Origin of the sequence: Corynebacterium urealyticum DSM 7109 (assembly GCF_000069945.1) — a bacterium.
Lineage (GTDB): Bacteria > Actinomycetota > Actinomycetes > Mycobacteriales > Mycobacteriaceae > Corynebacterium > Corynebacterium urealyticum.
Genome location: NC_010545.1, coordinates 1038951 through 1063563, shown reverse-complemented (window position 1 = coordinate 1063563; position 24613 = coordinate 1038951). Strand labels below are relative to the sequence as shown.

Annotated in this window: 23 protein-coding genes; 8 read left to right on the top strand and 15 right to left on the bottom strand. The window is 62.4% G+C overall.

Annotated features, from left to right (window positions below):
• Positions 1–76: 76 nt before the first annotated feature.
• Positions 77–4189 (top strand): ATP-dependent RNA helicase HrpA, encoded by a 4113-nt coding sequence (gene hrpA, locus CU_RS04450; RefSeq protein ID WP_012360136.1) that lies wholly within the window; start codon positions 77–79, stop codon positions 4187–4189.
• Positions 4190–4243: 54 nt separating this feature from the next.
• On the opposite strand, the gene nrdR is transcribed toward hrpA, so the two are convergent.
• Both nrdR and CU_RS10925 read right to left on the bottom strand, forming a co-directional pair.
• A complete protein-coding gene (gene nrdR, locus CU_RS04445) occupies positions 4244–4717 on the bottom strand; it encodes a transcriptional regulator NrdR (RefSeq protein ID WP_012360135.1) in 474 nt (157 codons plus the stop codon).
• 128 nt (positions 4718–4845) lie between these two features.
• The gene (locus tag CU_RS10925) at positions 4846–5001 is read right to left on the bottom strand and encodes a hypothetical protein (protein WP_231837760.1); all 156 of its coding nucleotides are present in this window, start codon (positions 4999–5001) and stop codon (positions 4846–4848) included.
• 589 nt (positions 5002–5590) lie between these two features.
• On the opposite strand from CU_RS10925, the gene lexA reads away from it, so the two are divergent.
• The gene (gene lexA / locus CU_RS04435) at positions 5591–6382 is read left to right on the top strand and encodes a transcriptional repressor LexA (RefSeq protein ID WP_173362343.1); all 792 of its coding nucleotides are present in this window, start codon (positions 5591–5593) and stop codon (positions 6380–6382) included.
• 33 nt (positions 6383–6415) lie between these two features.
• On the top strand, positions 6416–7216 hold the full coding sequence (locus CU_RS04430; RefSeq protein ID WP_012360132.1) for a DeoR/GlpR family DNA-binding transcription regulator: 801 nt from the start codon (positions 6416–6418) through the stop codon (positions 7214–7216).
• 144 nt (positions 7217–7360) lie between these two features.
• Here CU_RS04430 and CU_RS04425 read toward each other — a convergent pair whose 3' ends face one another.
• Together CU_RS04425 and hflX are read right to left on the bottom strand one after the other, a co-directional pair.
• The gene (locus CU_RS04425) at positions 7361–8740 is read right to left on the bottom strand and encodes a uracil-xanthine permease family protein (protein ID WP_012360131.1); all 1380 of its coding nucleotides are present in this window, start codon (positions 8738–8740) and stop codon (positions 7361–7363) included.
• A gap of 63 nt (positions 8741–8803) precedes the next feature.
• Positions 8804–10324 carry a GTPase HflX gene (gene hflX / locus CU_RS04420; protein ID WP_012360130.1) on the bottom strand — a complete coding sequence of 507 codons (1521 nt, stop codon included), beginning with the start codon at positions 10322–10324 and terminating at the stop codon, positions 8804–8806.
• A gap of 91 nt (positions 10325–10415) precedes the next feature.
• Between hflX and CU_RS04415 the strand changes: the two genes are divergently transcribed.
• On the top strand, positions 10416–11327 hold the full coding sequence (locus CU_RS04415; protein WP_012360129.1) for a hypothetical protein: 912 nt from the start codon (positions 10416–10418) through the stop codon (positions 11325–11327).
• Here the strand turns inward: CU_RS04415 and miaA are convergent.
• Positions 11324–12316 (bottom strand): tRNA (adenosine(37)-N6)-dimethylallyltransferase MiaA, encoded by a 993-nt coding sequence (miaA, locus tag CU_RS04410; RefSeq protein WP_012360128.1) that lies wholly within the window; start codon positions 12314–12316, stop codon positions 11324–11326. The two genes, CU_RS04415 and miaA, sit on opposite strands and share 4 nt — an antisense overlap.
• Positions 12317–12457: 141 nt before the next feature.
• Here miaA and CU_RS04405 point away from each other — a divergent pair, with 141 nt between their 5' ends.
• The gene (locus tag CU_RS04405) at positions 12458–13840 is read left to right on the top strand and encodes a DUF349 domain-containing protein (RefSeq protein ID WP_012360127.1); all 1383 of its coding nucleotides are present in this window, start codon (positions 12458–12460) and stop codon (positions 13838–13840) included.
• A 67-nt stretch (positions 13841–13907) separates the two neighbouring features.
• On the opposite strand, the gene CU_RS04400 is transcribed toward CU_RS04405, so the two are convergent.
• From CU_RS04400 to CU_RS04380, 5 genes are all read right to left on the bottom strand, one after another.
• Entirely contained in the window at positions 13908–14663 is a 756-nt protein-coding gene (locus CU_RS04400; RefSeq protein WP_012360126.1) for an Rv2732c family membrane protein, read from the bottom strand.
• Positions 14656–16278, bottom strand: coding sequence for a tRNA (N6-isopentenyl adenosine(37)-C2)-methylthiotransferase MiaB (gene miaB / locus CU_RS04395; protein ID WP_012360125.1), 1623 nt, complete (start codon positions 16276–16278; stop codon positions 14656–14658). Before miaB ends, CU_RS04400 begins: the two co-directional genes overlap by 8 nt.
• A gap of 11 nt (positions 16279–16289) precedes the next feature.
• Positions 16290–16931: a recombination regulator RecX gene (gene recX, locus CU_RS04390; RefSeq protein WP_012360124.1), complete on the bottom strand. Its 642-nt coding sequence runs from the start codon at positions 16929–16931 to the stop codon at positions 16290–16292.
• A gap of 8 nt (positions 16932–16939) precedes the next feature.
• Entirely contained in the window at positions 16940–18055 is a 1116-nt protein-coding gene (gene recA, locus CU_RS04385) for a recombinase RecA (protein WP_012360123.1), read from the bottom strand.
• 410 nt (positions 18056–18465) lie between these two features.
• Positions 18466–18672 (bottom strand): DUF3046 domain-containing protein, encoded by a 207-nt coding sequence (locus tag CU_RS04380; RefSeq protein ID WP_012360122.1) that lies wholly within the window; start codon positions 18670–18672, stop codon positions 18466–18468.
• A 43-nt stretch (positions 18673–18715) separates the two neighbouring features.
• On the opposite strand from CU_RS04380, the gene CU_RS04375 reads away from it, so the two are divergent.
• The 3 genes from CU_RS04375 to CU_RS04365 are packed head-to-tail and all read left to right on the top strand — an operon-like array spanning position 18716 to position 20694.
• A complete protein-coding gene (locus CU_RS04375; protein WP_012360121.1) occupies positions 18716–19348 on the top strand; it encodes a biotin transporter BioY in 633 nt (210 codons plus the stop codon).
• A 15-nt stretch (positions 19349–19363) separates the two neighbouring features.
• Positions 19364–20071 (top strand): energy-coupling factor ABC transporter ATP-binding protein, encoded by a 708-nt coding sequence (locus CU_RS04370; RefSeq protein WP_012360120.1) that lies wholly within the window; start codon positions 19364–19366, stop codon positions 20069–20071.
• Positions 20059–20694 (top strand): energy-coupling factor transporter transmembrane component T family protein, encoded by a 636-nt coding sequence (locus CU_RS04365; RefSeq protein WP_012360119.1) that lies wholly within the window; start codon positions 20059–20061, stop codon positions 20692–20694. The genes CU_RS04370 and CU_RS04365 overlap by 13 nt, the downstream gene beginning before the upstream one ends.
• 20 nt (positions 20695–20714) lie before the next feature.
• Here the strand turns inward: CU_RS04365 and CU_RS04360 are convergent, their stop codons facing one another.
• The 5 genes from CU_RS04360 to CU_RS04340 form a co-directional block, all read right to left on the bottom strand.
• Positions 20715–21581 (bottom strand): PspA/IM30 family protein, encoded by an 867-nt coding sequence (locus CU_RS04360; RefSeq protein WP_012360118.1) that lies wholly within the window; start codon positions 21579–21581, stop codon positions 20715–20717.
• Between the two features lie 107 nt (positions 21582–21688).
• Entirely contained in the window at positions 21689–21985 is a 297-nt protein-coding gene (locus CU_RS04355) for a helix-turn-helix domain-containing protein (protein WP_231837780.1), read from the bottom strand.
• Between the two features lie 166 nt (positions 21986–22151).
• Positions 22152–22688 carry a CinA family protein gene (locus CU_RS04350; RefSeq protein WP_012360116.1) on the bottom strand — a complete coding sequence of 179 codons (537 nt, stop codon included), beginning with the start codon at positions 22686–22688 and terminating at the stop codon, positions 22152–22154.
• A 21-nt stretch (positions 22689–22709) separates the two neighbouring features.
• Positions 22710–23324 (bottom strand): CDP-diacylglycerol--glycerol-3-phosphate 3-phosphatidyltransferase, encoded by a 615-nt coding sequence (pgsA, locus tag CU_RS04345; protein WP_012360115.1) that lies wholly within the window; start codon positions 23322–23324, stop codon positions 22710–22712.
• A 10-nt stretch (positions 23325–23334) separates the two neighbouring features.
• A complete protein-coding gene (locus CU_RS04340; protein WP_012360114.1) occupies positions 23335–24450 on the bottom strand; it encodes a TerC family protein in 1116 nt (371 codons plus the stop codon).
• Between the last annotated feature and the right edge of the window lie 163 nt (positions 24451–24613).

The following is a 24613-nucleotide window of genomic DNA, read 5'->3' as shown; positions in this document are numbered from 1 at the left end:
GGGTGGTTTTAGCCAAAAGCTATGAATGGCTCCCGGCTACAGCTGACAGTCACAGTATTGTTAAGCTGGAGCCCTAATGAGCAGGGAAAATAGCGATAAGAGCACTCAAAATTCACCGCAGCAGCCTTCGCGGCGTGCCAGCAACGGACGCCACCGCAGCCGCGGGGGCAAGCAACGCCGTCGGGGACGCAACGGCCAACAGCGCCGGGAACGCACAGCCCCGGTCACTCTGCCAAAGAAGGACCGAGTCTTCCCCCGGATCCACTTCCCCACCGAACTGCCCGTCTCGGAACGCCAGTCGGATATCGAAAAGGCTATCGCTGAAAACCAAGTTGTCATCATCGCCGGTGAGACTGGTTCCGGTAAAACCACGCAGATCCCGAAGATGTGCCTGAACCTTGGCCGCGGCAAGCGACAGCGCATCGGGCATACCCAGCCCCGGCGCATCGCGGCCCGCAGCGTGGCAGACCGAATCGCAGAGGAGCTCGGCTCAAGCACGGATAAGCCGGATTCCCTGGTCGGTTACAAGATCCGCTTCGACGATAAGACTAGCGAGAACACCGCAGTCAAGCTCATGACCGACGGTGTGCTGCTCAACGAGATTCAGCGCGACCGGCTACTCCGCGAGTACGACACGATCATCATCGATGAGGCTCACGAGCGCAGCCTGAACATCGACTTCCTGCTGGGGTATCTGAAGAATCTGCTGCCAAAGCGCCCGGATCTCAAGCTGATCATCACCTCCGCAACGATTGACCCGGAAAGCTTCGCGGAGCACTTCGCCAGCGCCGACGGCACGCCCGCACCGATCGTCGAGGTATCGGGCCGCACTTACCCGGTTGGGGTGCTGTACCGCCCGCTGGAGCGAAGCTATACCGACCCGGACAGCGGGGAGATCACAACCCATGTCATGGATCCGCTGGACGGGCTGATCGAGGCCGTCGACGAGCTATGGAGCTTCGGTAGCGGCGACATTCTGTGTTTCTTCTCCGGGGAGCGCGAGATCCGGGACGCCGCCGAGGCGCTGGATAAGCATTTGAACCGCGACCGGCGCGGGGCGCGCGTGGATATCCTTCCCCTGTTCGGGCGACTGTCGAACGCCGAACAGCACCGCGTGTTCAACCCTGGCCAACGCCGCCGAATCGTGCTCGCCACGAATATTGCCGAGACTTCCCTGACAGTGCCGGGCATCCGCTTCGTCGTGGATACCGGCTATGCGCGCATCTCCCGCTACTCCAACCGCACGAAGGTGCAGCGCCTGCCGGTGGAGGAGATCAGCCAGGCCTCCGCGAAGCAGCGTTCGGGCCGTTGCGGCCGTGTCGCCGACGGTATTGCGATCCGGCTGTATTCGGAAGAAAATTTCGAGGCCCGACCGGAGTTCACCGATCCCGAAATTCTGCGCACCCACCTTGCCAGCGTGATCCTGGCTATGCTCGCGCTGGGACTCGGAGACATCCAGAAGTTCCCCTTCCTGCAGGCCCCAGACTCCCGCGCGGTGCGCGATGGCGTGGCACTGCTTAGTGAGCTGGGCGCCATCGCCGGCGGCGACCGACATGCGTTGACGGATGTGGGCCACGACATGTCCCGCATCCCAACCGACCCCCGCTTGGCGCGCATGATGGTAGCCGCCCACCGCTTGAACATCCTGGACCAGGTCACCGTCATCGTCGCTGCACTATCCATCCAGGACGTCCGGGAACGGCCCTTGGAGAAGCAGCAACAGGCCGATGAGCTCCACGCGCGTTTCAAGGCGAACTCGGACTTCATCTCCACGCTGAAGCTGTGGAGCTACCTGCAACAGCAGCGCGCCGAGCTCAGCGGCAACCAGTTCCGCAAGCTCTGCCAGCGGGAGTTCATCCACTATCTGCGCGTCCTGGAGTGGGCTGACCTGGTTCGCCAACTGCTCAATATCGCCAAGGAACTGCGCTGGTCCGTGCCGAATATTCAGCATGTCCGGCAGCTGACCTTCGACGGCGAGCCAATCGCCGAGGATGATGTCCACCGCGCCCTGCTGTCCGGGTTGATCAGCCACATCGGTATGCGGGAGGGCGAAAGCCGCCAATTCACGGGCCCCCGCAACTCCCACTTTGTGGTGCACCCGAGCTCCCATGTGGCGAAAAAGCCACCACAGTGGATCATGGCCGCGGAACTGGTGGAGACGTCCCGAATCTTCGCCCGCACAGTGGGCCCAATCCGCCCGGAGTGGGTGGAATCAATCGCACCGCACATGGTGAAGTACACCCACTCGGAACCACACTGGTCCTCGAAGCGGGGTGCGGCGTTGGTCTACGAGAAGGCCCTGTTGCTTGGTCTCCCCATCGTCACGGAACGCCGCGTCAATCTGGGCCGGATTGACCCAGAGCTGGCGCGGGATATGTTCATCCGCAAGGCACTGGTCGAAGGCGATTGGGAGACGCGCCACAAGTTCTACCGCCACAATCAGGAGCTGCTGGAGCAGGCCGAGAAGCTGGAGGATAAGGCCCGTCGCCGAGACATCGTGATCGACGACGATGCCTTGTTTTCTTTTTACGACGCCCGCCTGCCCGCAGATATCATCTCCAGCCGGCACTTTGATTCCTGGTGGAAGAAGGCTCGGCACAAGAAGCCGGATCTGCTGGATTTTTCGCTTGACGCGCTCATTGATTCGCATGAAGGAGCTGCGCAGGCCAACGAGTTTCCGGACACCTGGAGGCAGGGCAGCCTGGAGTTCGACCTGGAGTATGTCTTCGACCCCACCGACCCGCGCGACGGCATCACCATGCAGGTTCCACTCCCCCTGCTGGCAAACATTGACCCGGAAATCACGCAGTGGTTGGTTCCGGGCATGCGTCAAGAGCTAGCGGTGGCGCTCATCCGTTCACTGCCCAAGGCGATCCGTAAGTCGGTGGTACCGGCGACGGATTTCGCAGCACGGGCGTTGGAGCTCATCACTCCTTACGATGGGGCGATCGATGAGTCGCTGGCCGATGCGCTGCGCTCGTTGGGCGGTCGGGGCATCAATTCCACCGACTTTGTCTGGGCCAAGGTACCCGACCACCTGCGCATGAACTTTGCGGTTATTGACCGCCGCGGCAATGTGGTACGCACCGGCCGGGACATCGTGGCTCTCCAGCGAGAGCTGGCCGGCGATGTCCGCCAGGCAATTGCGGCGGCAAGTGCTCGTTCTCTGCGTGGTGGCCAGGGCTCCACGGCTGCCAGCCCGCTGGATGCCAAGGTGCACCAGAGGGGCGCAGCGGGCAACAAGGGCCGTGGTGCTGGCGGAAAGCAGAAGAAGGCTCAGGGCGGGGCCGGTGTGGGCGGCGTGCTGCAGCACGCTGACGAGTGGTCTGCCGACAGCATCGGCGATATTCCCGAGTCCATCGAAACGGTCGTCGATGGCCAGGCCGTGAACGCTTTCCCCGCGCTGGTTGTCAGCTTCTCGGCTGGCAAGACAGGCCACCGGAGCGCGCGTTTCGAGCTCAAGGCTTTCCCCACCGAGCAGGCTGCAAAGGCACAGCAGTTCTCTACGGTGTTGGGGCTGATGGCCGAGGCCACTCCGCTGTCCACTGGTCAGATGCTCAAGGGACTGCCGTTGCGCCAGCGTGTGGCGCTGGAAAACTATCCGAACGGCGGCGTTGAAGCGTTGGTTGACGACGCGCGTACCGCGGCGTGCCGCCAGCTTTTGGAGAAGATCGGCCCAGTGATTAGAACCCCTGACGAGTGTGAACGGGCCTGCCAGACGGCGCGTCAGCAGGCGCCCGGGTTGGTGCGACAGATCCTTGTGGCGTTTGCCCCTGCAGCACTGGCGATCCAGGACATCTCTACAGAGCTCGAGAACTGGGATGGCCCTGCGATTGCGGAGATGAAGAAGCAAGTGCAGTTGTACGCTGCGGACCATAGCCTGGTGACGTGGGGCATCCAGCGCCTTCGGCACGTCCCTCGGTATGTCGAGGCAATGAAGGAGAGGCTGACACTGTTGGAGCGAGATCCTGATCGCGAAGCGGAGCTGGCGGAGGAGCTGGCGGAAGCGATGAAGATTTATCAGCAGACGGTGGAGCGACTGCCCAGCGCCCGACAGGCCTCACCCCAGGTCAAGGATCTGCGTTGGCTAATCGAGGAGCTCATGGTGGCTCTTTTTGCCCAACACTTGGGCACTGCCCGCAGCGCGTCCCTGCAGCGGGTTCGCAAGGCCGCTGGCCAGATCCGCTAGCCCACGCCCGGACGGCCGGCGCGAGCGAAGGGGACAACGCTATGGGCAGGGTTCTTAGCTGCCCGAGCTCGGGGCGTTGCCCTGGTGCTGCCGGCGCAACAATGCAATCTCTGCCTCGAAATCCTCAGAAGAACTGAAGGACTTATACACAGACGCGAAGCGCAGATAGGCGACTTCGTCGAGTCGGCGCAGCGGAGGCAGGATCGCTAGGCCAATATCGTGGGCGTTGACCTGGGATCCATAGTCCGCCCGGACGCTCTGCTCAACCTCGTGGGCGAGCAGCTTGAGGTCATCGTCTGACACATCGCGTCCCTGGCAGGCTTGTTTCACACCCTTGATGACCTTCTCGCGGCTGAACTCCTCCGTCACCCCATTGCGCTTCGTCACGAGAAGGACGGAGCGTTCCATGGTGGTGAACCGGGTAAGGCATTGCAGGCACTCCCGGCGGCGGCGGATAGCGATTCCGCCCTCGACGACCCGGGAGTCCACAACACGGGAATCTTCACAGCGACAACTTGGGCACAGCACGCCACTAGTTTATGCCCAGCGCTCAGAAAAAGCGCCACGGCGCTGAGTTCCAAATGCGCCACGGCGATGTGATCCAGCAGCGCGACGTTGTCCAGCGCGCTAGCGTGCCCTGTCGCAATGGCGGACTGCTAGTCCGCCACCGCGGCTGACTCGACCTCGGACGCAGCCACGGCGGTGGCAGAAGTCGGCTCCTCGCTATCGTGGCCCATCACCAACGGGGACAGTCCCAGACTGAGAACCAGGGCAATCCCGCTCAACAGGACCCCGCCGCGAGAGGTAGCCACCCGGCTGGCGATGTCCACTCCGCGGCGAAGCGCGGAAGGCTGTGCCGTAGCGGGCCGGTCAACGCGAGCACTTGCAACTGGGTGGGCAAAGCGGCGCTGCTGCACCAGGTTAGGAGTGAAGGCCCTCCCCTGCCCGGAGGTATTCGAACGTACATTCCCCCCACCCTGCCGGAACTTGCGCCCGGACAGCGACTGAGAACCATCGAACAAGACCCGCTCAGTTTGACGAGGGATCCGCCGACCAGCACGCGATGTAGCCGCAGGGACGCGCGAAACGCTCTTAACGAGAGTCATAATGATTTCCTTCCTCGTTCGAATTTCGATCATCAGCGCTGATCACCCCCGAATCATCACAGGTAACCAGCCGTTGGATTGGAGTGAACCATCCGCCGGGGACATAGTCCCTACGCCGCCTCACATCTATCGAACGGGTGTTCTAGGTGGCTATGCTGAAAATATAGCACGCACGTTCGAAGGAAGTCGAGTGCTTTATCGCAAATATCGAACATGCAGGTGATACAGTGAGGTGAAACGCGGTCGAGACCACATCGAGCGCGGGAACATGTTTTTCGATCACACGCCGGGCAGCATGCGCAGCTGTCTGCCGCCCGGGCCGCTAGGAGAGTTCACTGTGACGACTTCCCCCGAGTCCCCCCGCCGGCGCCCAGGCCGCCCCAAAAAGAGCTCTGCAGATGCGAAGACAAAGGGCAACCTGAGCTCTCGCCAGCGCCGGATCCTGGAAGTCATCAAGGACTCCACGGTTCTTCGCGGCTATCCACCAAGCATTCGCGAAATCGCAGATGCCGTTGGTCTCCAGTCCACATCCTCGGTGTCTTACCAACTCAAGCAGCTTGAGGAGAAGGGGTATCTGCGCCGGGAGGACAACAAGCCTCGCGCCTTTGACGTTCGTGGATACGAGGATCACACCAACCCTGGCCTTGTGACTCCTGTGCCACGGAAGCAGCCCAAGCCGACCCCGGCTCCCGTGTCCGACGACCGCCCCGCGGCCACGTACGTGCCCGTCGTCGGCCAAATCGCCGCCGGCAATCCGATCCTGGCGGAGCAAAACATCGAAGCACAGTTCCCGCTCCCTGCCGAGCTGGTCGGCACCTCCGACGAGCTTTTCCTCCTCCAGGTCGTGGGTGAGTCCATGCGCGACGCAGGCATTTACGACTCCGATTGGGTCGTGGTCCGCTCGCAGCCGACCGCGGATCAGGGCGACTTCGTTGCCGCCATGATCGACGGGGAGGCCACGGTCAAGGAACTGCATCATGATGAGGACGGCGTGTGGCTGCTCCCCCACAATGACCTCTTCGAACCAATCGCCGGCAATGAAGCTCAGATCCTCGGCAAGGTTTCCGCGGTTCTGCGCAAAATCTAACCCAAGTTTTTTGGATTAAGTGGGTAACTAAGCGTGCTTTCAGCTCAGCGTCGTCGACAAATCACCTCGCTTGCCGCCGTGCAGGGCAAGGTCACCGTCACCGAGCTCGCGGCCCAGTTTGGGGTCACGGCCGAAACCATCCGACGGGACTTGGCCCAGCTCACCGCCGAGGGCAAGCTCTACCGGGTCCACGGCGGAGCCGTCCCGGCTCGCCAATTCCAGACCGACTATGTTCCCCTGGAGACTCGGAAGCACTCCGCCGCGCTCGCCAAGCAGGCGATCGGCAGAGCTGCAGTACAGTTCGTCCCCCTCGACGGCGGAACCATTTTCCTGGACTCGGGAACCACCACCGCAATGATTGCCGAGGCAATCGTCGAACACGCCGAGAGTATCGACAAGAACTACTCCCTGTCCGTCGTGACGAACTCGCCGCACAATGCACTGCTGCTTTCTACCGACCCCCGGATCAAAGTCCAGCTGCTGGGTGGCAAGATCCGTGCCCAATCTCAGGCAGTGGTTGGGGATGTTGCACTACAGACATTGGCGCTGCTACACGCGGACGTGGCCTTCATCGGTACCGATGCGTTTACCCTCACTCACGGGCTGTCTACCCACGACGCGGCCGAGGCTGCCATTAAGCGCGCGATGATTGCCTACTCCGACAAGGTGGTGACGCTGTGCGATTCGACGAAATTCGGGCTCGACTACATCGTGAGTTTTGCTGAGCCCGAGAAGATCGATGTGGTCATCACCGATAACTCCGCCCCCAAGGGCTTCGTCGCCCAGCTCAACGACACTGGCATTCACACGGTGGTCGTCGACGAGCAGGGATAGCACTGGAAGCTGCCGAGCCCCGACCGGGCCGGCAGTTCCCACTGCCCCTCGCTGCGCTCAAGCCCGGTTTCCCTTTCCCTCCCGCAGGCGGCCGACATTACCAATGGCGAGCCTCCACCCAGCCCCCCTTTACTGGAAATAGCGCTAAGAAATGTAGCGCCCCTCGCCGAAGTTGTCGTAGAGGTAGCGCAGCACCGGGTAGCCCAGGATGATGCCCACCGAGCCCCAAGCAATGCCCTCCATCGGGATGGAACCCACGTTCAGCGTCAGGTTACCGATGCCGACGATCATCGCCACCGCAGCAGCGGTGAGGTTCACCGGGTCCGTCAGCGAGACCTCGTTATCCATCCAAATGCGCACCCCGAGCAGGCCGATCATGCCGTAGAGCACGAGCGTTGCCCCGCCCAACACACCCACCGGGATCGTGAGGATCGCGGCACCAAACTTCGGAATGAAGGCCAGCACCATCGCCGTTGCAGCGGCCACCCAGTACGCGGCCGAAGAGTACACCTTCGTCGCCGCCATCACTCCAATATTCTCCGCATAGGTCGTAGTACCGGAGCCACCACCGGATCCAGCTAGGACCGTCGACATGCCGTCGGCCATCAGCGCCTTGCCCGCAAGGTCATCGAGGTTACGGTTCGTCATCGTCGACACGGCCTTCACGTGGCCAACGTTCTCAGCGATGAGGACGACAACCACCGGCAGCGTGATGGTCACGGCGGTCACCGTGAATTCCGGGGTTTCGAAATGAGGGAAACCGATCCACGCGGCCTCGCCCACATGCTGCCGCGCCTCCTCCGAGACACCGCCCGAAAGGAAGGCAAAACCCCAACCCGTCAGCACACCCAGGAGAATTCCGAGTCGGGCCACCATCCCGCGGCCCATCACTGTGAACAGGAGAATCCCCACGAGGGTCACCCCGGCAATCAGTGGTTGCTCCTGCACATTGCCCGTCGAGGTGGGCGCGAGATTCAACCCAATCAGGGCCACGATCGCACCAGTCACGGCCGGTGGCATCACGGCATCCAGCACCTGCCGACCGGCGAGCTGAACCACGAGACCGACCACGAACAGCAGCGCACCAGTGGCCACGATTCCGCCGAGCTGTGCCGCGAAGCCCTCCGCCTGGGTTGCCGCCAGCGGGGCCAAGAAGGCGAAGGAGGAACCGAGGTAGGACGGCAGTCGGTTGCGGGTCACCAACAGGAAGAGAATCGTCCCGAGTCCGGAGAACAGCAGGGTGGTGTTCACTGGGAATCCCGTGATCGTCGGCACCAGGAGGGTCGCACCGAACATCGCGATGACGTGCTGCATACCCACGCCGATGGTGCGCGGCCACGAGAGGCGCTCCTCAGGCTTAACGACCCCGCCCGGTTCAATGTCGCGGCCGTTGCCGTGCAAATCCCAGCCGAAAAACGAGCCGCGGTGCTCCGTCTTCTCTCCTGGCCCCGGCGTGCCCGGCTCCGAACTACCTGCTGCGTTGTTTCGCGCGCTTAGCGCCCCATTGTCCTTAGTCACGGCCATAACAATACTGCAGCTAAGGAGGGTTCAGTGCGTCAGCTCCGCGTCCCGCACGCAACGGGCGGATTAGCTGGTCGCGGCGCCGTCGACGTCCAGATCGTCATGCTCTCGGTCAGTCACGCGGAAGGCGTCCAGCTCCCGGGCGAGCTTCTTCGGGACGCGAGCGGTGAGGACGGTGCCGGTGGCGTCGTATTCCTCCTGTGTGACGGTACCCAGGTCGTGAATGCGGGAGACGACGTCGCCCCGGTCGAACGGGACCGCGAACACTCCCGTCTCGTCCAGTGAGTTCAAGAAGAGCTCGAGCCTGGTCTCCAGCTCGTCGATGCCCTCCCCGGTGTGCGCGGAGACGAACACCACGTCGTTGAGCTTGTGGCGCAGCTCGGCGAGGACCAGCGGATCCGCCTTGTCGATCTTGTTGACCACCATGATCTCTGGCGGGGCGTCCTGGCCACTCTCGGCGACGATCTCGCTGATCACCGTGTTCACCGAACGGATCTGTTCGAGTGGGAAGGGGTCGGAGCCGTCGACGACGTGCAGAACGACGTCCGCGGCCATGACCTCCTCCAATGTGGAGCGGAAGGCTTCGACCAGCTGCGTCGGCAGGTGGCGGACGAAGCCCACGGTGTCGCTGAAAATCACGCTGCGCCCATCGGCGAGTTCCGCCCTGCGGGTCGTGGGGTCCAGGGTGGCGAACAGCGCGTCCTCGACGAGCACACCCGCGCCAGTCAGCGCATTAATCAGCGAGGACTTTCCTGCGTTGGTGTACCCGGCGATTGCGACCTGGGGAACCGCAGAGGCGTCGCGGCGCTGGCGCTTGGTATCGCGGGAGGTCTTCATCGCCGCGATTTCCTTGCGCAGGCGGGCCATCTCGGCGCGCAGGCGGCGACGGTCGGCCTCGATCTTCGTCTCACCCGGGCCACGCAGACCGACGCCACCATTGGAGCCAGCCCGGCCACCGGTCTGTCGCGACAGCGAAGTACCCCAGCCGCGAACCCGGTTGATGAGGTACTCCATCTGGGCCAGGGAGACCTGCGCTTTGCCCTCGCGGGACTTCGCGTGCTGCGCGAAGATATCGAGGATCAGCATGGTGCGGTCGATGACCTTCGCGTTCAGCGCGTTCTCCAGGGCGATCATCTGGCCCGGGCTCAGCTCGCCATCGCAGATCACGGTATCCGCGCCCGTGGATTGGATGATCTCCGCGAGCTCGCTGACTTTGCCGCGGCCGATATAGGTGCCCGGGTCCGGCTTATCGCGCTTCTGATAGACCGTCTCGAGGACCTCGGAGCCAGCGGTCTCGGCGAGGGCGACCAGCTCCTCCAGGCTCGCTTCGATCTGCGCGATTGTTCCCTCGGTCCACACCCCCACGAGGATGACCTTCTCCAGGCGAAGCTGGCGGTACTCGACCTCAGTGATCTCGGACTGATCGTCCGTGTAGCTGCTGACCCCTCTGGTCAGCCGCCGGAGGCTGGAACGCGCCTCCAGATCGAGCTCACCGATGGTCGGACTCTGCTGAGATTCGAGGTCGAAATCCTCGCCTTCCGACGAGTCTGAAAAAAGATCGACAACATTATCTGAATTTGAAGCCATTGCCTTCCAGTTCTACACTGTCACCTGCATAAAAGAAAGTAAATAGCGGGCTTATTCGGGGCGTAAACCCCGGCGGTGTCCCCACTCGCTCATGCTCCTTCACCGGCTGTGGGCCGGGACGCCGAGCACGTGTCAACCCCGCTATCCCGCTCCCCGATTTTTAAGGCGTTGGTTTCCCATGGCTACTGCATCCCAGAAGGCGATTCCCGAGCTCAGCAGCGTTGGATTGGTCTATCCCCAGTGGCAGGATGCCCTCGAGGCCGCTTATGCCTCCGGCCAGCTTTCCGTCATCGGGGAGGTATCAGGTGGCCAGGTGCTCCAGTACGCGGACACCTCCGGGGCGACGCTGACGATCCTCGCTGCCCCGCCCTATGGCTCCTTCGTGGGTCTGCACCCGGCAGGTCAGTTATCCACGACGGGGCACGTGACGATGGTCAACGACCTCATCGGAATCGTGGACATCGTCGCTGATAGCCCGATGCTGCAGGTCAGCGGGGCGAGTGCCCCAGTGATCACCTCGTTCACCGCGACGGTTGGGCAAGGCCCCATGATCGCTGAGCAGGAACCGCTGGAGTATCAGCCGCTCTCGATCTCCGCGTTGGCCACGGACGTCCGGATCTTCCCGGACGCTATCGCCTTCGCCGAGTCCGGCGGCACCGAGGTCGGCTCCGTGACCTCCCGGGGACTGTCCAAGCTCAACAACGGATCTACTTCCCCGCACGCCCAGGCCACGGTCGCCGTCGAAGTGTCCGAGGCGGAGTTGAAGACGAATGAGCTTAACGGCCAACAATTCTGGGCGTTGACGTGCCGCCACCCGTTCGAGTTCTGCGTCGCGGTCGCCGCAGATCACCCTGACCTTCCGACGGACGCTACTCACCCACCGTTCGCTGCACCTGGCGCTGTCATCAGCGGAGACGTCCAGTTCGCCATCAGCATTAATGACCCTGGCGCCTGCAGCCCCGGCGGCTGCGGCAGCGGGGACTGTGGCTGCGGCGGCCACTAGCCCTGTGTGGTTTCCCGCAGCTCGTCGATGACCTGGCCCGCGAGCAGGCCGGGGTCGGCGACGGTGGCGTCCAACCAGTGAATACGCGGGTCACGGCGGAACCAGCTGCGCTGGCGGCGGGCATAGCGACGGGTTCCCACGACCGTGTCCTCCCGGGCCTGCTCCATGCTGCACTCACCCGCCAGCGCACTTAAGACCTGGGCATAGCCAATCGCTTTGCCGGCCGTGGATTCCCGACTCAGCCCAGCTGTGGCCAGGCCCTCGACCTCTGCGACGAGTCCAGCGGCAAACATCCGATCAACCCGAGCCTCCAATCGGGGATTGAGCCAGTTCCCCGGGGCTTTGAGCCCGAAGATCCTCGTCCCCCACCGGGTGGGGACGTTTTTCGGAGGTTGAGAGGCCGCGAAGGGTTTGCCCGTAAGCTCGATGACCTCCAAGGCGCGGACAATACGCCGAGGGTCCTTTTCCTCAATGATGTCTGCCGCATCAGGATCCTTGGAACGCAACACCTCATGGAGCGCTTCCACCCCGATGCGATCCTGTTCGGCCATCCACTTCGCCCGCACCGCCGCGTCGGTCGGTGGGAACTGCCAGTCATCGACCAGCGCCTGTAGGTACATCATCGACCCGCCGACGATGATCGGACGGGCGCCGCGGGCCTGGATCTGTTCCACCGTCTCCCCCGCCAGGTCGCGGTAGGCAGCCACGCTGGCAGTGTCGTCGACGTCCAAACAATCGAAGAGGTGGTGTGGGAACTCGGCGCGTTCAGCGCGGGATAACTTCGCGGTGCCGATATCCATGCCGCGGTACATCTGCATCGAATCACCGTTAATAATCTCGACCGGCTGATCCAGTCTGCGTGCGACTTCGAGGGAAAGATCGGATTTGCCGGCGCCCGTGGGCCCCACGATTAATAGTGGACGCAGCTGGTCCACAGGGGTTTTCCCGGCGGGTGCGGTCGACGGAGAATCTGAGTGAGAATAATCCATGGCTATCACCGCCAAATCTTAGTCTCCGGGCGCCATAAAGCCTCGGTTGGCCGCGGTCTTGGCCGGGGCATCTGCCATAATGAGACCGCAACGAGTGTATTCGCTCGCGGAGCCGGTGACTGACGTGCAAAGGAAGAAAGCATGACCGACAAGCAGCAGAGTTCCCAGCCCCACACCGGGGCCGCCCGCCCGAAGCCGGGTCCACGCCCCGGCCCGGGCGCCATGCCCAAAAAGGTGACGCCCTCCCCGGGGATGAAGACGCAAGCTCCTGTGGCAGTGCATCCAGTCAAGTCCACGCCTGCCGACTTCGGCCGAATCGACGCCGACGGTGCAGTGTGGCTGCGCCGGGAAGGCCACGAGGATCGCGTAGTCGGTCAGTGGCAGGCAGGCGCCCCCGAGGAGGGGCTCAAGCACTTCGGGGCAAAATTTGATGACATCGCCACGCAGGTCGCCACTCTCGAGACGCGACTGAACACCCAGCCGGAGCAGGCCGCCACCATCAAGGCCTCGGCCACCGAGCTGCTCGACGGCTTGGATCATGCCGAGGTCGTGGGTGATCTCAATGCCCTGCAAACCAAGCTTGAGGCGTTGCTGCGGGATTGTGAGAAGGCTCAGCAGGACGTCGCGCGGGCCAAGGCAGAGCGAAAGGACCGGGCCCTCCAAGGTAAGCAGGCGCTTGCCGCGGAGGCTGAGAAGCTGGGTGAAAGCTCCACCGAGTGGAAGGCAACGGGAGACCGTTTCCGCGCGATGGTCGACGAGTGGCGAGGCTTCCGCGGCCTTGACCAGAAGACCGACGATGAGTTGTGGGAGCGTTTCTCCCGGGCTCGCGAGCAGTTCAATAAGCGTCGTGGGGCTCACTTCGCGGACCTCGATAAGCAGCGCGAGGTGGCTCGCCGAAAGAAGGAGGAGCTGATCGTCGCCGCGGAGGAACTCCAGCACTCCACCCGCTGGGCGGAGACGTCGGCAGCCTACCGCGACCTCATGGACGAGTGGAAGGCCGCCGGGCACGCCCCGCGCAACGTCGACGACGAACTGTGGGAACGCTTCCGCGCTGCCCGCGAGGTGTTCTTCAGCGCCCGCAAGGCAGACCAGGATGCCCGCGACGAGGAGTTCGAGGAGAATGCGGCCAAGAAGCAGCAGCTGCTCGACGAATATTCCTCTTTGATCGACCCCAAGGCGCACCTCGAAAATGCCCAGCGCCTGCTACGCGAGCTACAGGAGAAGTGGGACGAGATTGGCTTCGTACCACGGGGGAAGATCCGCGAATTCGAGGGCAAGATCGGGGCTATCGAGAAGCGCGTCACGGACACCGTTGAGGAAAAGTGGCGCCAGACTGATCCGGAGCTGCAGGCTCGCGTCGACCAGTTCTTCGCCAAGGCAAAGGATCTGCAGCAGCAAGCCAATGAGGCCAAGGAGGCTGCGAAGGATAAGCTCGCCGCTACGCTGCAAGAGCAGGCCGATCAGTGGCGGCAGTGGGCGGAAACCGCGCAGGCCTCCACCAAGTCCGATTCCGAGGAAAACTAAAAGAGGGGGCCTAAGCCCCCCTTCAGCCAATGTTCTACGTCAAGACCGAGGGCTTGTCTTTAGCTCGCTAGCCCTCGGTGTTCTGATCACCGTCGGTTGTGCGGCGGCGTTGCTTTGCACGAGCGCGGCGATCATCAACGATGTCCTCGAGTTCAGCCTTCGGCCATTCCTCGACGCCTGTGCGCAGGCGCTGCTGGGCAGCCTGCGCCTCAGCGGAACGGTGTGCCTCCTCGCGGCGAGCGGCCGCGAGCGCGCGCTGCAACGGGTTGCGGCGGAACAGTACCCACGTAATCATCACAAACAGGATCGTCATGCCGATCGCACCAATAACCAAGCCATAAGAAGGCGGTCCGGCGGGGTCAGTGACCGGGCGAGATTGGCGCATCCAAATCGCGAACACGCTATACCACCAGCCAACACCTGCGAAAGCCCAGTTGACCCAGGCCACCAGCCAGGATCGAGAGACGATTGTGCCGATGGTCAGCATGATGCCGCCCAGAACGGCGAGAGTGACGTACACCCGTTCCGGCATGGTGATCTGGAACTTCTGTGCGGTCGGCGAGTTGAAAAGCACGTCGATACCCAGCACGTCGCGGGAGTGCGGTAGGAAAAGAGAGACGAGCACCAACATGAGGCCGAGGGCCATGCCCGGCAGCTGCTGGCGGTAGTCGACCATCTTCGCGGCCTTCTCCTCGGCAGCGGTGAGGTCGCCTCGGTAGGCGGCCAGCGGGTCCTTGCGCCGAGTTTCCTCGGTATTTCGGCCTACGCCGGCTTTGCTCCCTTGCGTTACATCGACGGAATTCGCGTCGTTCTTTTTAGTCACAGCCACACCCTTCGTGGACGTTTTTGGGCGCCGCGGTTGCATCAGCCTGGGGCTTAATACCGATGGTGGGTACGCCGAGGCTCACCCCGATCGGCGCGGTGGTCGGGGTCTGGCCAGCACCAGACATGTCGCCGGCCTTGGTCAACCGGTGGTTGACAAGTGGACCGTCCGCAATCAGGAAGAACGGACGGGCGTCGGTAATCGTGACTTCAACTATATCGCCAGGACGAACGTCTTCGCTTGGGGTGAAGTGCACGAGCCTGCCGTCCCGGGCACGGCCAGACATGCGGTGGCGCTGGGCGTCCTTGCGCCCACCGGTCTCCTGGACCAGCAGTTCCTGAGTCGTGCCAACCAGTTCCTTGTTGTCCTCAGCCTGAATGCGCTCTTGCAGTGCGATGAGGCGTTCGTAACGCTCCTGGACGACGGCCTTTGGAATCTGGTCTGGCATGGTAGCTGCCGGGGTACCGGGGCGTGGCGAGTACTGGAAGGTAAACGCGCATGAGAAGCGCGCCTTCTCGACGACGTCGAGGGTCGCCTGAAAGTCCTCTTCCGTTTCGCCGGGGAATCCCACAATGATGTCAGTGGTGATGGCTGCGTGCGGAATACGCTCGCGGACCTTGTCCAAGATTCCCAGGAATTTCTTCGAGCGGTAGGAGCGACGCATCTCCTTGAGGATGCGGTCGGAGCCGGACTGCAGCGGCATGTGAAGCTGAGGGCAGACGTTGGGAGTCTCGGCCATCGCATCAATGACGTCGTCGGTGAACTCAGCAGGGTGTGGGCTGGTGAAACGCAGCCTCTCGAGCCCCTCAATCTCACCGCAAGCGCGCAACAGCTTGGCAAAAGCGCCCCTATCCCGCGGCAGGTCCTCGTCGGCGAAATTCACGCCGTAGGCATTGACGTTCTGCCCCAGCAGGGTCACCTCCTGCACGCCCTGGTCAACCAGGGCCTGAACCTCAGCCAGGATCTCCCCTGGCCGACGATCCTGCTCCTTGCCTCGCAGCGAGGGCACGATGCAGAACGTGCAGGTGTTATTGCAGCCAACAGAGACCGATACCCAACCCGAGTAAGCGGATTCCCGCTTTGCCGGGAGCACGGAAGGGAACTCCTCGAGGGAGTCGAGGATCTCGACCTCTGCCCGCTGGTTGTGCGCGGAACGCTCCAGCAGTGTGGGCAGCGAGCCGATATTGTGGGTGCCGAACACGACGTCCACCCAAGGCGCGCGGTCGACCACCGCATCCTTATCCTTCTGCGCCATACAGCCGCCAACGGCGATCTGCATGCCGGGATTGCGGTCCTTCATAGGCTTGACCATGGCGAGGGTTCCGTAGAGCCGGTTGTCCGCGTTTTCCCGCACCGCGCAGGTGTTGAAGACGAGGACGTCGGGTTCCTCACCGTTGGCCGCAGGCTGGTAGCCCGAGTCCTCGAGGAGCCCGGAGAGGCGCTCGGAATCATGAACGTTCATCTGGCAGCCGAAGGTGCGGACCTCATAGGTGCGCTGTTCGGGCTGCTCGGATACTGAAGTTTTCTTCTTCATAGCGTGAGTCACGTGTGCAGATCCTACCCCCAGGGCGAGAGTGAACACGAACCGTGTCACGCCCGCCACAGCCCGGCACACCGGCCCCCAGGCTAACCAGATTTAAGCTCTGCGAGCTGCTGGTCCAGCGCCTCACGGGCGTATGCCAGGCTGGTCCCCGCGGGAAAACCGCGGCGGGCAGCGACCCCTACCACTCGCTTGAGGAATTTATTGTATTCCGCGCGGTCAGCAGGCACAGCACGGATGCTCGCGGCCTTCTTATCGATCAGGCCACGCATAATCGCGTCCTGATCTTCCGCATCGACGAGTTCCACAGCGGCGTCGATGTGGCGCTCGGCGACCCCCTTGTCCCGGAGCTCACGGCGCAGCACAGCGACAGATTTCTTTTGGTTCCTGCTTCTTTGCTCGACCCAGAGCCGCGCGAACTCGCCGTCATTAAGCATGCCGTTGCGCTGGCAGCGGTCGACGACTTCCCTGACGAGTTCCGGAGCATAATCCTGTTTAAGCAGCCGCTCCTCGAGCTCCGCCACAGAGCGCGGACGGTGGTTAATGAGGCTTTGCGCCCGGTTGATCACCGGGGCGAGAGCCTCCTCCTTCTCTCGATCGATGAGCTGGCTACCGCTCCCCTGCGTCCAGGATTCAATTGCCTGCCGCAGCGCGGCGATCTTTTGTTCCCGGTTATCCGGAGTATCCCCGGCCGTTGTCACGTGGTCGGCTGTGTTGCCTTTAGTCACGGCAGGGCCTAGTTCTGCGGCTCGACGTCTTGGTCATCAAAATTGGGCACCACGTCGATTGGCTGATCCTCATCGGCGATCGGCTCGTCCTTCGCCTTGGCGTAGGGGCCAACCTTGAGCTCCTGCATGATGCGGTCATCCAGCTGTTCGGCCAGCTCGGGGTTCGACTTCAGGAAGTCTCGAGCCTTTTCCTTGCCCTGACCGAGCTGTTCGCCCTCATAGGTGAACCAAGATCCCGACTTCTTAATAATCCCGGCGTCCACGCCGAGGTCGAGGATCGAGCCCTCTCGGGAGATTCCCTCACCGTAGAGGATGTCGAACTCGGCGATTTTGAACGGCGGCGAGACCTTATTCTTGACGATCTTCAAGCGGGTGCGGTTACCCACCACATCCTGGCCATCCTTCAACGCCTGGATGCGGCGGATGTCGCAGCGAACGGAGGCGTAGAACTTCAGGGCCTTACCGCCGGTGGTCGTCTCCGGGGAGCCGAACATCACGCCGATCTTCTCACGCAGCTGGTTAATAAAGATCGCAGTCGTACCGGTCTGGTACAGCGCGCTGGTCATCTTGCGAAGGGCCTGGCTCATCAGTCGAGCCTGGAGACCCACGTGAGAGTCTCCCATTTCGCCGTCGATCTCCGCCTTGGGGGTCAGCGCTGCAACGGAGTCAATGACGACCATATCGATCGCGCCAGAGCGCACCAGCATGTCCGCAATCTCGAGGGCCTGTTCACCCGTATCCGGCTGGGAGACCAATAGCGCATCCGTATCCACGCCCAGCGCCTTGGCGTACTCCGGGTCGAGCGCGTGCTCGGCATCAATGAAGGCTGCAATGCCGCCGCCCTTCTGGGCTTCAGCAATGGCGTGCAGCGCGACGGTGGTCTTACCCGAGGACTCTGGCCCGTAAATCTCTACGACACGGCCACGCGGGAACCCTCCAATACCCAGAGCAACATTGATGGCGATATTGCCCGACGGGATTGCGCTAATGGGTGGGCGATTTTCATCGCCCAGACGCATGATCGCCCCCTTACCGAAATCCTTCTCGATCTGGGCCATTGCCAGATCGAGAGCCTTGGATCGATCCTTCTGTGCCGCCGTGGTGGCCTTCTTCTTTGGTGCCATGACACTCTCCTTGTTTTCGCGTCTGTATTTTCGTTCTGGTCTTTATAAATTCAAGCCGCCAACGTGGCGTCACCTCGCCGCGCATCCGCGTGGCTGGGACGAAAGCTCGCGCCTTCCGCTTGGGGCTAGTTCTATCACCCGCAGCGGACATCGTCTCGTCCACCTGGACTCGCTGTGGGCAGCGATCGTGGCTATCCACAGGAGCATGAAGTACTGGCACGTTGTTGGGGTTTAGTTATAGGACACTGGGCAGACACACATCGCGCCACCCATTACCTCGCCCCAGATTACACGAACCTTTGTTCGATTTATCCGAACGGCACGCCACGATCTTTCCCGGGCTCCCCGCCCCCTCATCCCGCGTGCTAACAACGCAAATGTGGCAACAATCTAGCCCCCCCCAGGATGCTTCAGTCATCCTCCCCGAGCATCCGCTCTTCGGGAATTTCAAAGTCGCGGCAGAGCTCCCACCACACATTTCGTGGCTCTTCGCCTGCCTCGATCGCCTCTTCGGCAGTCCTGCCAAGCCTGGACAAGACGTGGCTTTCCACGATCCAGCCACCGTAGGTGGCGCCAAACTCGCCCGCGATAAGCCGGTCAAACTCGGTTCTTCTCATGCCCGGACGCTAGCACAAAAATAGTTGAACAAAACGGGAAGTTTTGTTCAATGACTTGTTAATATGTCCATCGATGAAAACTCTCAATGTCCGCGATCTCGGCGCGATCGTCGCATTTGCCGCCCTGACCATCGCGCTCGGCGCCGTATCCATTCCAGTCGGCTTCACCGGTGTGCCGATCGTTCTCCAGAACATGGGCGTTATCCTCACCGCCATGATTCTCGGCTGCCTCCGTGGTGGGCTATCCATCAGTCTTTTCGTCGGCGTCGGCCTCGTGGGCGTGCCCAACCTCGCTGGCTGGAGCCCCACGATTTCCGCGATTTCCGGCCCGAGCATCGGCTATATCGTGGGCTATATTTTCGCAGCCTTCATCGTCGGTGCAATCTCTCAGACAATCCTTGGCCGCCAAAACCGCGCTGCCCAGCCCGGCCAGAGCTGGGCTTCCATCGTTGGGCTGACTCTTGCTGGTGTGCTCGGCGTGGCCGTGATGTACCTCTTCGGCTCCGTCGGCCTGATGTTCCGGCTGGGCCTGGATTTCCCGGGCGCCCTGGTGTCTAACACGCCGTTTATCCTGCCCGATCTGATTAAGTGCATCGCCGCGGCGGTCATCGCCTTCGGTGTCTTCCGCGCAGTGCCTCATCTGGTTCCGGCCGCCAACCTGCGTTCTCGCAACTAGTTTTCCCCTCAGCCCATGCCACTCATCGAGTTCCGTGACCTCACGTTGCGGGGTATCGGCCGCTCTCCCGATGCCCCGCCGATTCTTGATTCGATCAACCTCCACCTCTCTGAGCACCGCATCGGCATCATCGGCGCCAACGGCTCCGGGAAGTCCTCACTGGTGCGGTGCATTAACGGGCTCAACATTCCCGACGAAGGCGAAGTCACCGTCGATGGGCTCTCCACGGCGAAGCGCGCCGGCGAGATCCGCCGCCAGGTGGGCTTCCTGTTTTCCAACGCGGATAACCAGATCATCATGCCTACCGTCGCCGAGGACGTCGGGTTCTCTCTACGGGGCAAGAAGCTGAGCCGCCAGGACAAGCGCGCGGCAGTGGGCGAGATCCTCGACCAGTTGGGGCTGGCGGGCAAGGAAAACCAGTCACCCCACACCCTTTCCGGTGGAGAAAAACAACTCCTGGGGTTGGCATCGATCCTCGTGATGCGCCCGCACCTCATCATCGCCGACGAGCCAACCACACTGCTCGACCTGCGCAACCGCCAACGTATCGCTCGCACTCTCGCTGCCTTGGAGCAACAGCTGATCGTGGTCTCGCATGATCTAGAGCTTTTCGAGGGTTTCGATAGGGTCATCTGGATCGACGAGGGCCGTATCCGGGCTGATAGTGCCGACGGTGGTTCTGTCACTACTGTGCTCTCGGACTACCGGACGTGCATGCTGTGAGACTGCCCCGCATCAACACGGCTGCCCCGGTTCTCTACATCCCGACGGGATCGCTCATCCATAGGCTGCCCGCCGGTGTGAAACTGACGGGGCTCATTGCCTTTCTCGTGCTCGCTGCAATTTTCGCGAAGACGTTAGAGGCTGGCGCGGGTTGTGTGGTGGCAGCGGTGATCGCCTACGCACTGGCAAGAATCCCCTGGCGCACCGCAGTGCGCCAGCTCACCCCGGTTCTCATCATTCTGCTCGCCTTCGGCGCATTGACGTGGTGGCGCAGCGGGCTGGATGAGGCCCTGGTGCGTTTCCTGGTGCTCTGGGCCTCGGTCTCCGTCGCAATCATGTTGACGATGACCACCAAGGTCTCCGACCTCCAACGAGCCGTGGAGCGGGCGCTCGCCCCGGCAGCTGCCGTCGGTCTGCCAGTGGACAAGATTTCCCTGGCAATCAGCCTGACGATCCACATGATCCCCCTCCAGCTGCGCACCATCAATGAGGTGGTAGAAGCACAACAGGCCCGAGGCGGAAAGTTCTCCGCCCGGGCCTTGGGGATCCCCCTGGTGATCCGCACGTTGCTTCGCGGCCGGGAAGTCGGCGAGGCGCTGCAGGCGCGCGGGGTGGGCGACTAGTCGCCCGGCTGAAGAAAGGCTTAGTTCCCTTCGCGCAGTTGGCGCATACGCTCGGCAACAGCGTCCGCATTCGGCTGTGCCTGCTGGTCGGCAGACTGTGCAGCGCCAGCAGCCCCGGTGGAACCGGCGTCGATGGACTTCTGGGGCGAATCGCTGAGCTGGCCCTGCTCCTTACGCATCTCCGAGCGGATCTGCTCGAGGCGGGAATGCCCCGCGAGCTGGGTGCTGGCCTGGTTGATGTCCGCCATGCGCCCCTGCACCGAGTTCTGGGCAAGCTCCGCCTGGCCCAACGCACGCGCGTAGCGGCCCTCGATCTTCTCCCGCACCTGGTCAAGGTTCGGCGAAGAGCCGGAGACGGACTGGTTCATCGCCTGCAGAGATTCCGCTACCTTCTCCTGCATCTTGGCCTGCTCCAGCTGGCTGAGCAGCTTGGTCCGCTCGGCCACCTTCTGCTGCAGCTGCATAGCGTTGCGCTCAACGGCCTGCTTCGCCTGGTTAGCCTGCTGCAGCGACTGGTCGTGAAGGCCCTTGAGGTCCTCCACGGACTGCTCCGCTGTCACCAGCTGGGCGGCGAAAGCTTCTGCTGCGTTGTTATATTCAGCAGCCTTCGCGGCGTCACCGTTGCTCTGCGCATCATCCGCGAGCTTCAGCGCCTGGCGCGTGTTGTCCTGGAGCTTCTCCACCTCAGCCAGCTGGCGGTTGAGCTTCATTTCCAGTTGACGCTGGTTACCGATGACCGCTGCTGCCTGCTGAGACAGCGCCTGGTGCTGGCGCTGAGCTTCCTGGATGGCCTGCTCAATCTGGATCTTCGGATCCGCATTCTCTTCAATCTTGGAGTCGAAGAGAGCCATGAGGTACTTCCACGCCTTAGTGAAGGGATTTGCCATGCGGACTGCACTCCTTGGGGATAACTATCGACAAAAGTTTTGCCCGCCCCATGGGAGACGAGCCTCATCTGCGCTAATTTTAGCAGCATCTGGGCTGCGAATATCGGTTAGTTCACGCGCGCCATCGACGAAGCCAGTTCAGCTGCTGCCGCATCAAGGGTCATCATGGACGCTGCCTCGAGGATCGCCGAAGCGACGCTAATCCCCATGGCGTGGCACACGCTTGCGAGCAGCTCAGAAGATACTTCCTTGCGCCCCCGCTCCAGCTCCGAAAGATAACCGGGGCTGACATTGGCGAGCTTGGCAAGCTCGCGGAGGGTGAACCCTGTCTGTCGACGCGTGTCACGCAGCGTCGCACCGAGAGCTTCTCGTAGCAACGGCTCGTCACTGGGCGCCATCGGCATGGACGCATCCCAGTTCTGCTCCAACACGTGTTCCGCGCTGAAGTCATCCAGCTTCTCCGAGGAATAAGGTCGCTGAGCGCTCCCGCGGGAAGCCTCTGGACTGCGCGAGGGGGAATCTAGCAGCAAAATATTTTCTACCATCACTACCTCTAACGATCCTGGCGAACTATTTGTTCCCGTCGCCGGCAATCCCGAGGATCATCTCCAGCGCACCATTCACAGCGAGCTGCCGGATCACGGCGCGTGGCCGGGTTCCGAGATCCAGGGTACGTACCGTCGTTCCCCCAGCTCCCGCAGGTACCGTCATTCCAATATGCACCTCGCCGACCGAATGGCCGTCCTGTCCATCCGGCCCCGCCACACCGGTCAGCCCGATGCCAATGCTCGCCCCGCAACGCTGCGCCGCACCCTTGGACAGCTGGACCGCCACGGCGGGATCGACGGGGCCGCGCTTGTGCAGCAGCTCCCGGTCCACCCCCGCCAGCGTGGCTTTGAGGTCCGTCGCGTACACCACCAGACCACCGCGCAGCACGGCTGAGGCCCCCGGAGTATCGGCGATGCATGCGGCGAGCATCCCCGCAGTGAGGGATTCAGCGGTGGCTAGCGTCCAGCCTCGTTCTCGGCAGGTGTCGATCACCTGGGCGGATAGCTCCGCAGCCTGCGCGCGGAGCGCTTCCAGCGAGTCTTCCCCAACCTGCTCCACGATCCTGCCCAGCCCTCTCGACTAGTTCTGTTTCCGGGAGTCCACCAGGTACTGCAGTCCAGTCACCACGGTGACCGCGACAGCCAGGGCCATGACCCCGTGCCCAATCCAGGCGACCACACCTGCCAGCGGCATGATGTACAGCGCGACGGCAAGCGTCTGCAGCACGGTTTTGAGCTTCCCACCCTTGGAGGCCGGAACCACCAGCCCCCGCCGAGCGAGAACCAGCCGCCACAGCGTGATGCCGAGCTCGCGAACGACGATCACAGCGGTAACCGTCCACCACAGCTCGCCCAGCAGGTTCAGGCTGATGAACGCCGCAAGCATCAGTAGCTTGTCCGCAATCGGATCAGCGAGCTTACCGAAGTCGGTGATCACCTCGTACTTGCGGGCAAGGTAACCGTCCAGCTGGTCGGTCACCATCAGCAGCAAAAAGACGACGAGCGCCCACCAACGGTCCGCCCGTGCGGCGTCGACATCCTGCCACGCCCCCGTTCCTGCGATCGTCCACAAGAAGATGGGGATCAGCAGGATGCGGATGGTCGTGAGGACGTTCGGGACGTTAAAGCGACGCACAAAACGACCAAATGCGCTCAGCGTATCTGGTTGCGTGTTCCGCTCCACTGTTGTCTTCACGCTGGTAATTCTACCTACCTGCAGGATCTTTACCGAAACCGGCATCGCCGGCATGTTCGGGCTCGGAATCCTCTGTCACCGAAGGCTGATCCTGCTGGGCCTTCTTCCCCACCGTGAGGCTCAGCACGGTCGTGACGACCAGCGTCAAGACGATGAAAATCAGGGAGAACTCTACGGAAACCTCCGGGACGGAGACGTTGCCCCCGCCGTTGATAAACGGCAGGTTGTTCTCGTGCAACGCGTGCAGCACCAGCTTCACGCCGATGAAGGCCAGGATGATGGACAGCCCGTAAGAGAGGTAGACCAGCTTTTCCAGCAGCCCGTCCAGCAGGAAGAACAGCTGCCGCAGCCCCATCAGGGCCAATGCATTGGCGGTGAAGACGATGTAGGGCTCGCTGGTGATGCCGTAGATCGCGGGGATCGAATCCAGCGCGAAGAGCACATCGATGAAGCCGATGGCCAGCAGCGCGACGAACAGCGGGGTCACCACGAGGCGCCCCTTGCCGGAAGACTTCTTCTTTCCGTCGACGGCGCCGGTCGCACCGTCCTTCCGAACGAAGAGGCGGTCTGAGTCAACCTTGTCTGTCACCGGCACTGCTTTGCGCAGGATCCGGATGATCTTCATGTCGTTGAGGTCAGTCTCATCGGCGCCGGTGACCTCGTCGTAGGCCAGCTTCGCGGCGGTCCATAGAAGGAAGATGCCGAAGAGGTAGAACACATCGGACCAGCGGGCGATCGCCGCCGCACCGAGCCAGATAAAAATACCGCGCAGGAAAAGCGCCATGAGGATGCCGGCGAGCAGCACCTTCTGTTGGTACTTACGTGGGATCTTAAACGTGGTGAGGATCAGCGAGAAGATGAACAGGTTATCGATGCTGAGTGCCTTCTCGGTGATGTAGCCGGCAAAGAATTCCAGCCCGTGCTGGTGGGGGTTGCCCGGCTCACCCCAGGTGAACCAGAGGAACACCCCGAAGACCATCGCCAGGCCAACGTAAAACGCCGACCAGAGTGCGGATTCCTTCAGCGTCGGCTCATGCGGCGTGCGCACGTGAGTGAAGAAATCGAAAACAAAGAATCCGAGCACCACCACAATCGTGATGCCCCAGGTTAAAGCATTAACTTCCATTGGTCCCTCCGGCCCTTAAAGCGTGTTCAATGACCGGAGGTCTCCCCCGCCAGGCTTAACGAGCCTGACCGGAGTGGCCGGGTGAGTTCCGCGCCGGCAGGGTTGATCCCCTGCTCGCCGCCGCTCCGCCGTGTTGACGACCGACTCCGTGGAATGGGGTACT

Excerpts from the sequence above, each read along its gene's own strand:
- hrpA (WP_012360136.1), top strand. The coding sequence starts at position 77 with ATGAGCAGGGAAAATAGCGATAAGAGCACTCAAAATTCACCGCAGCAG.
- lexA (WP_173362343.1), top strand. The coding sequence starts at position 5,591 with ATGCGCAGCTGTCTGCCGCCCGGGCCGCTAGGAGAGTTCACTGTGACG.
- CU_RS04425 (WP_012360131.1), bottom strand. The coding sequence starts at position 8,740 with ATGGCCGTGACTAAGGACAATGGGGCGCTAAGCGCGCGAAACAACGCA.
- hflX (WP_012360130.1), bottom strand. The coding sequence starts at position 10,324 with ATGGCTTCAAATTCAGATAATGTTGTCGATCTTTTTTCAGACTCGTCG.
- CU_RS04415 (WP_012360129.1), top strand. The coding sequence starts at position 10,416 with ATGCTCCTTCACCGGCTGTGGGCCGGGACGCCGAGCACGTGTCAACCC.
- miaA (WP_012360128.1), bottom strand. The coding sequence starts at position 12,316 with ATGGATTATTCTCACTCAGATTCTCCGTCGACCGCACCCGCCGGGAAA.
- CU_RS04405 (WP_012360127.1), top strand. The coding sequence starts at position 12,458 with ATGACCGACAAGCAGCAGAGTTCCCAGCCCCACACCGGGGCCGCCCGC.
- recA (WP_012360123.1), bottom strand. The coding sequence starts at position 18,055 with ATGGCACCAAAGAAGAAGGCCACCACGGCGGCACAGAAGGATCGATCC.
- CU_RS04380 (WP_012360122.1), bottom strand. The coding sequence starts at position 18,672 with ATGAGAAGAACCGAGTTTGACCGGCTTATCGCGGGCGAGTTTGGCGCC.
- CU_RS04370 (WP_012360120.1), top strand. The coding sequence starts at position 19,364 with ATGCCACTCATCGAGTTCCGTGACCTCACGTTGCGGGGTATCGGCCGC.
- CU_RS04360 (WP_012360118.1), bottom strand. The coding sequence starts at position 21,581 with ATGGCAAATCCCTTCACTAAGGCGTGGAAGTACCTCATGGCTCTCTTC.
- CU_RS04355 (WP_231837780.1), bottom strand. The coding sequence starts at position 21,985 with ATGCCGATGGCGCCCAGTGACGAGCCGTTGCTACGAGAAGCTCTCGGT.
- CU_RS04340 (WP_012360114.1), bottom strand. The coding sequence starts at position 24,450 with ATGGAAGTTAATGCTTTAACCTGGGGCATCACGATTGTGGTGGTGCTC.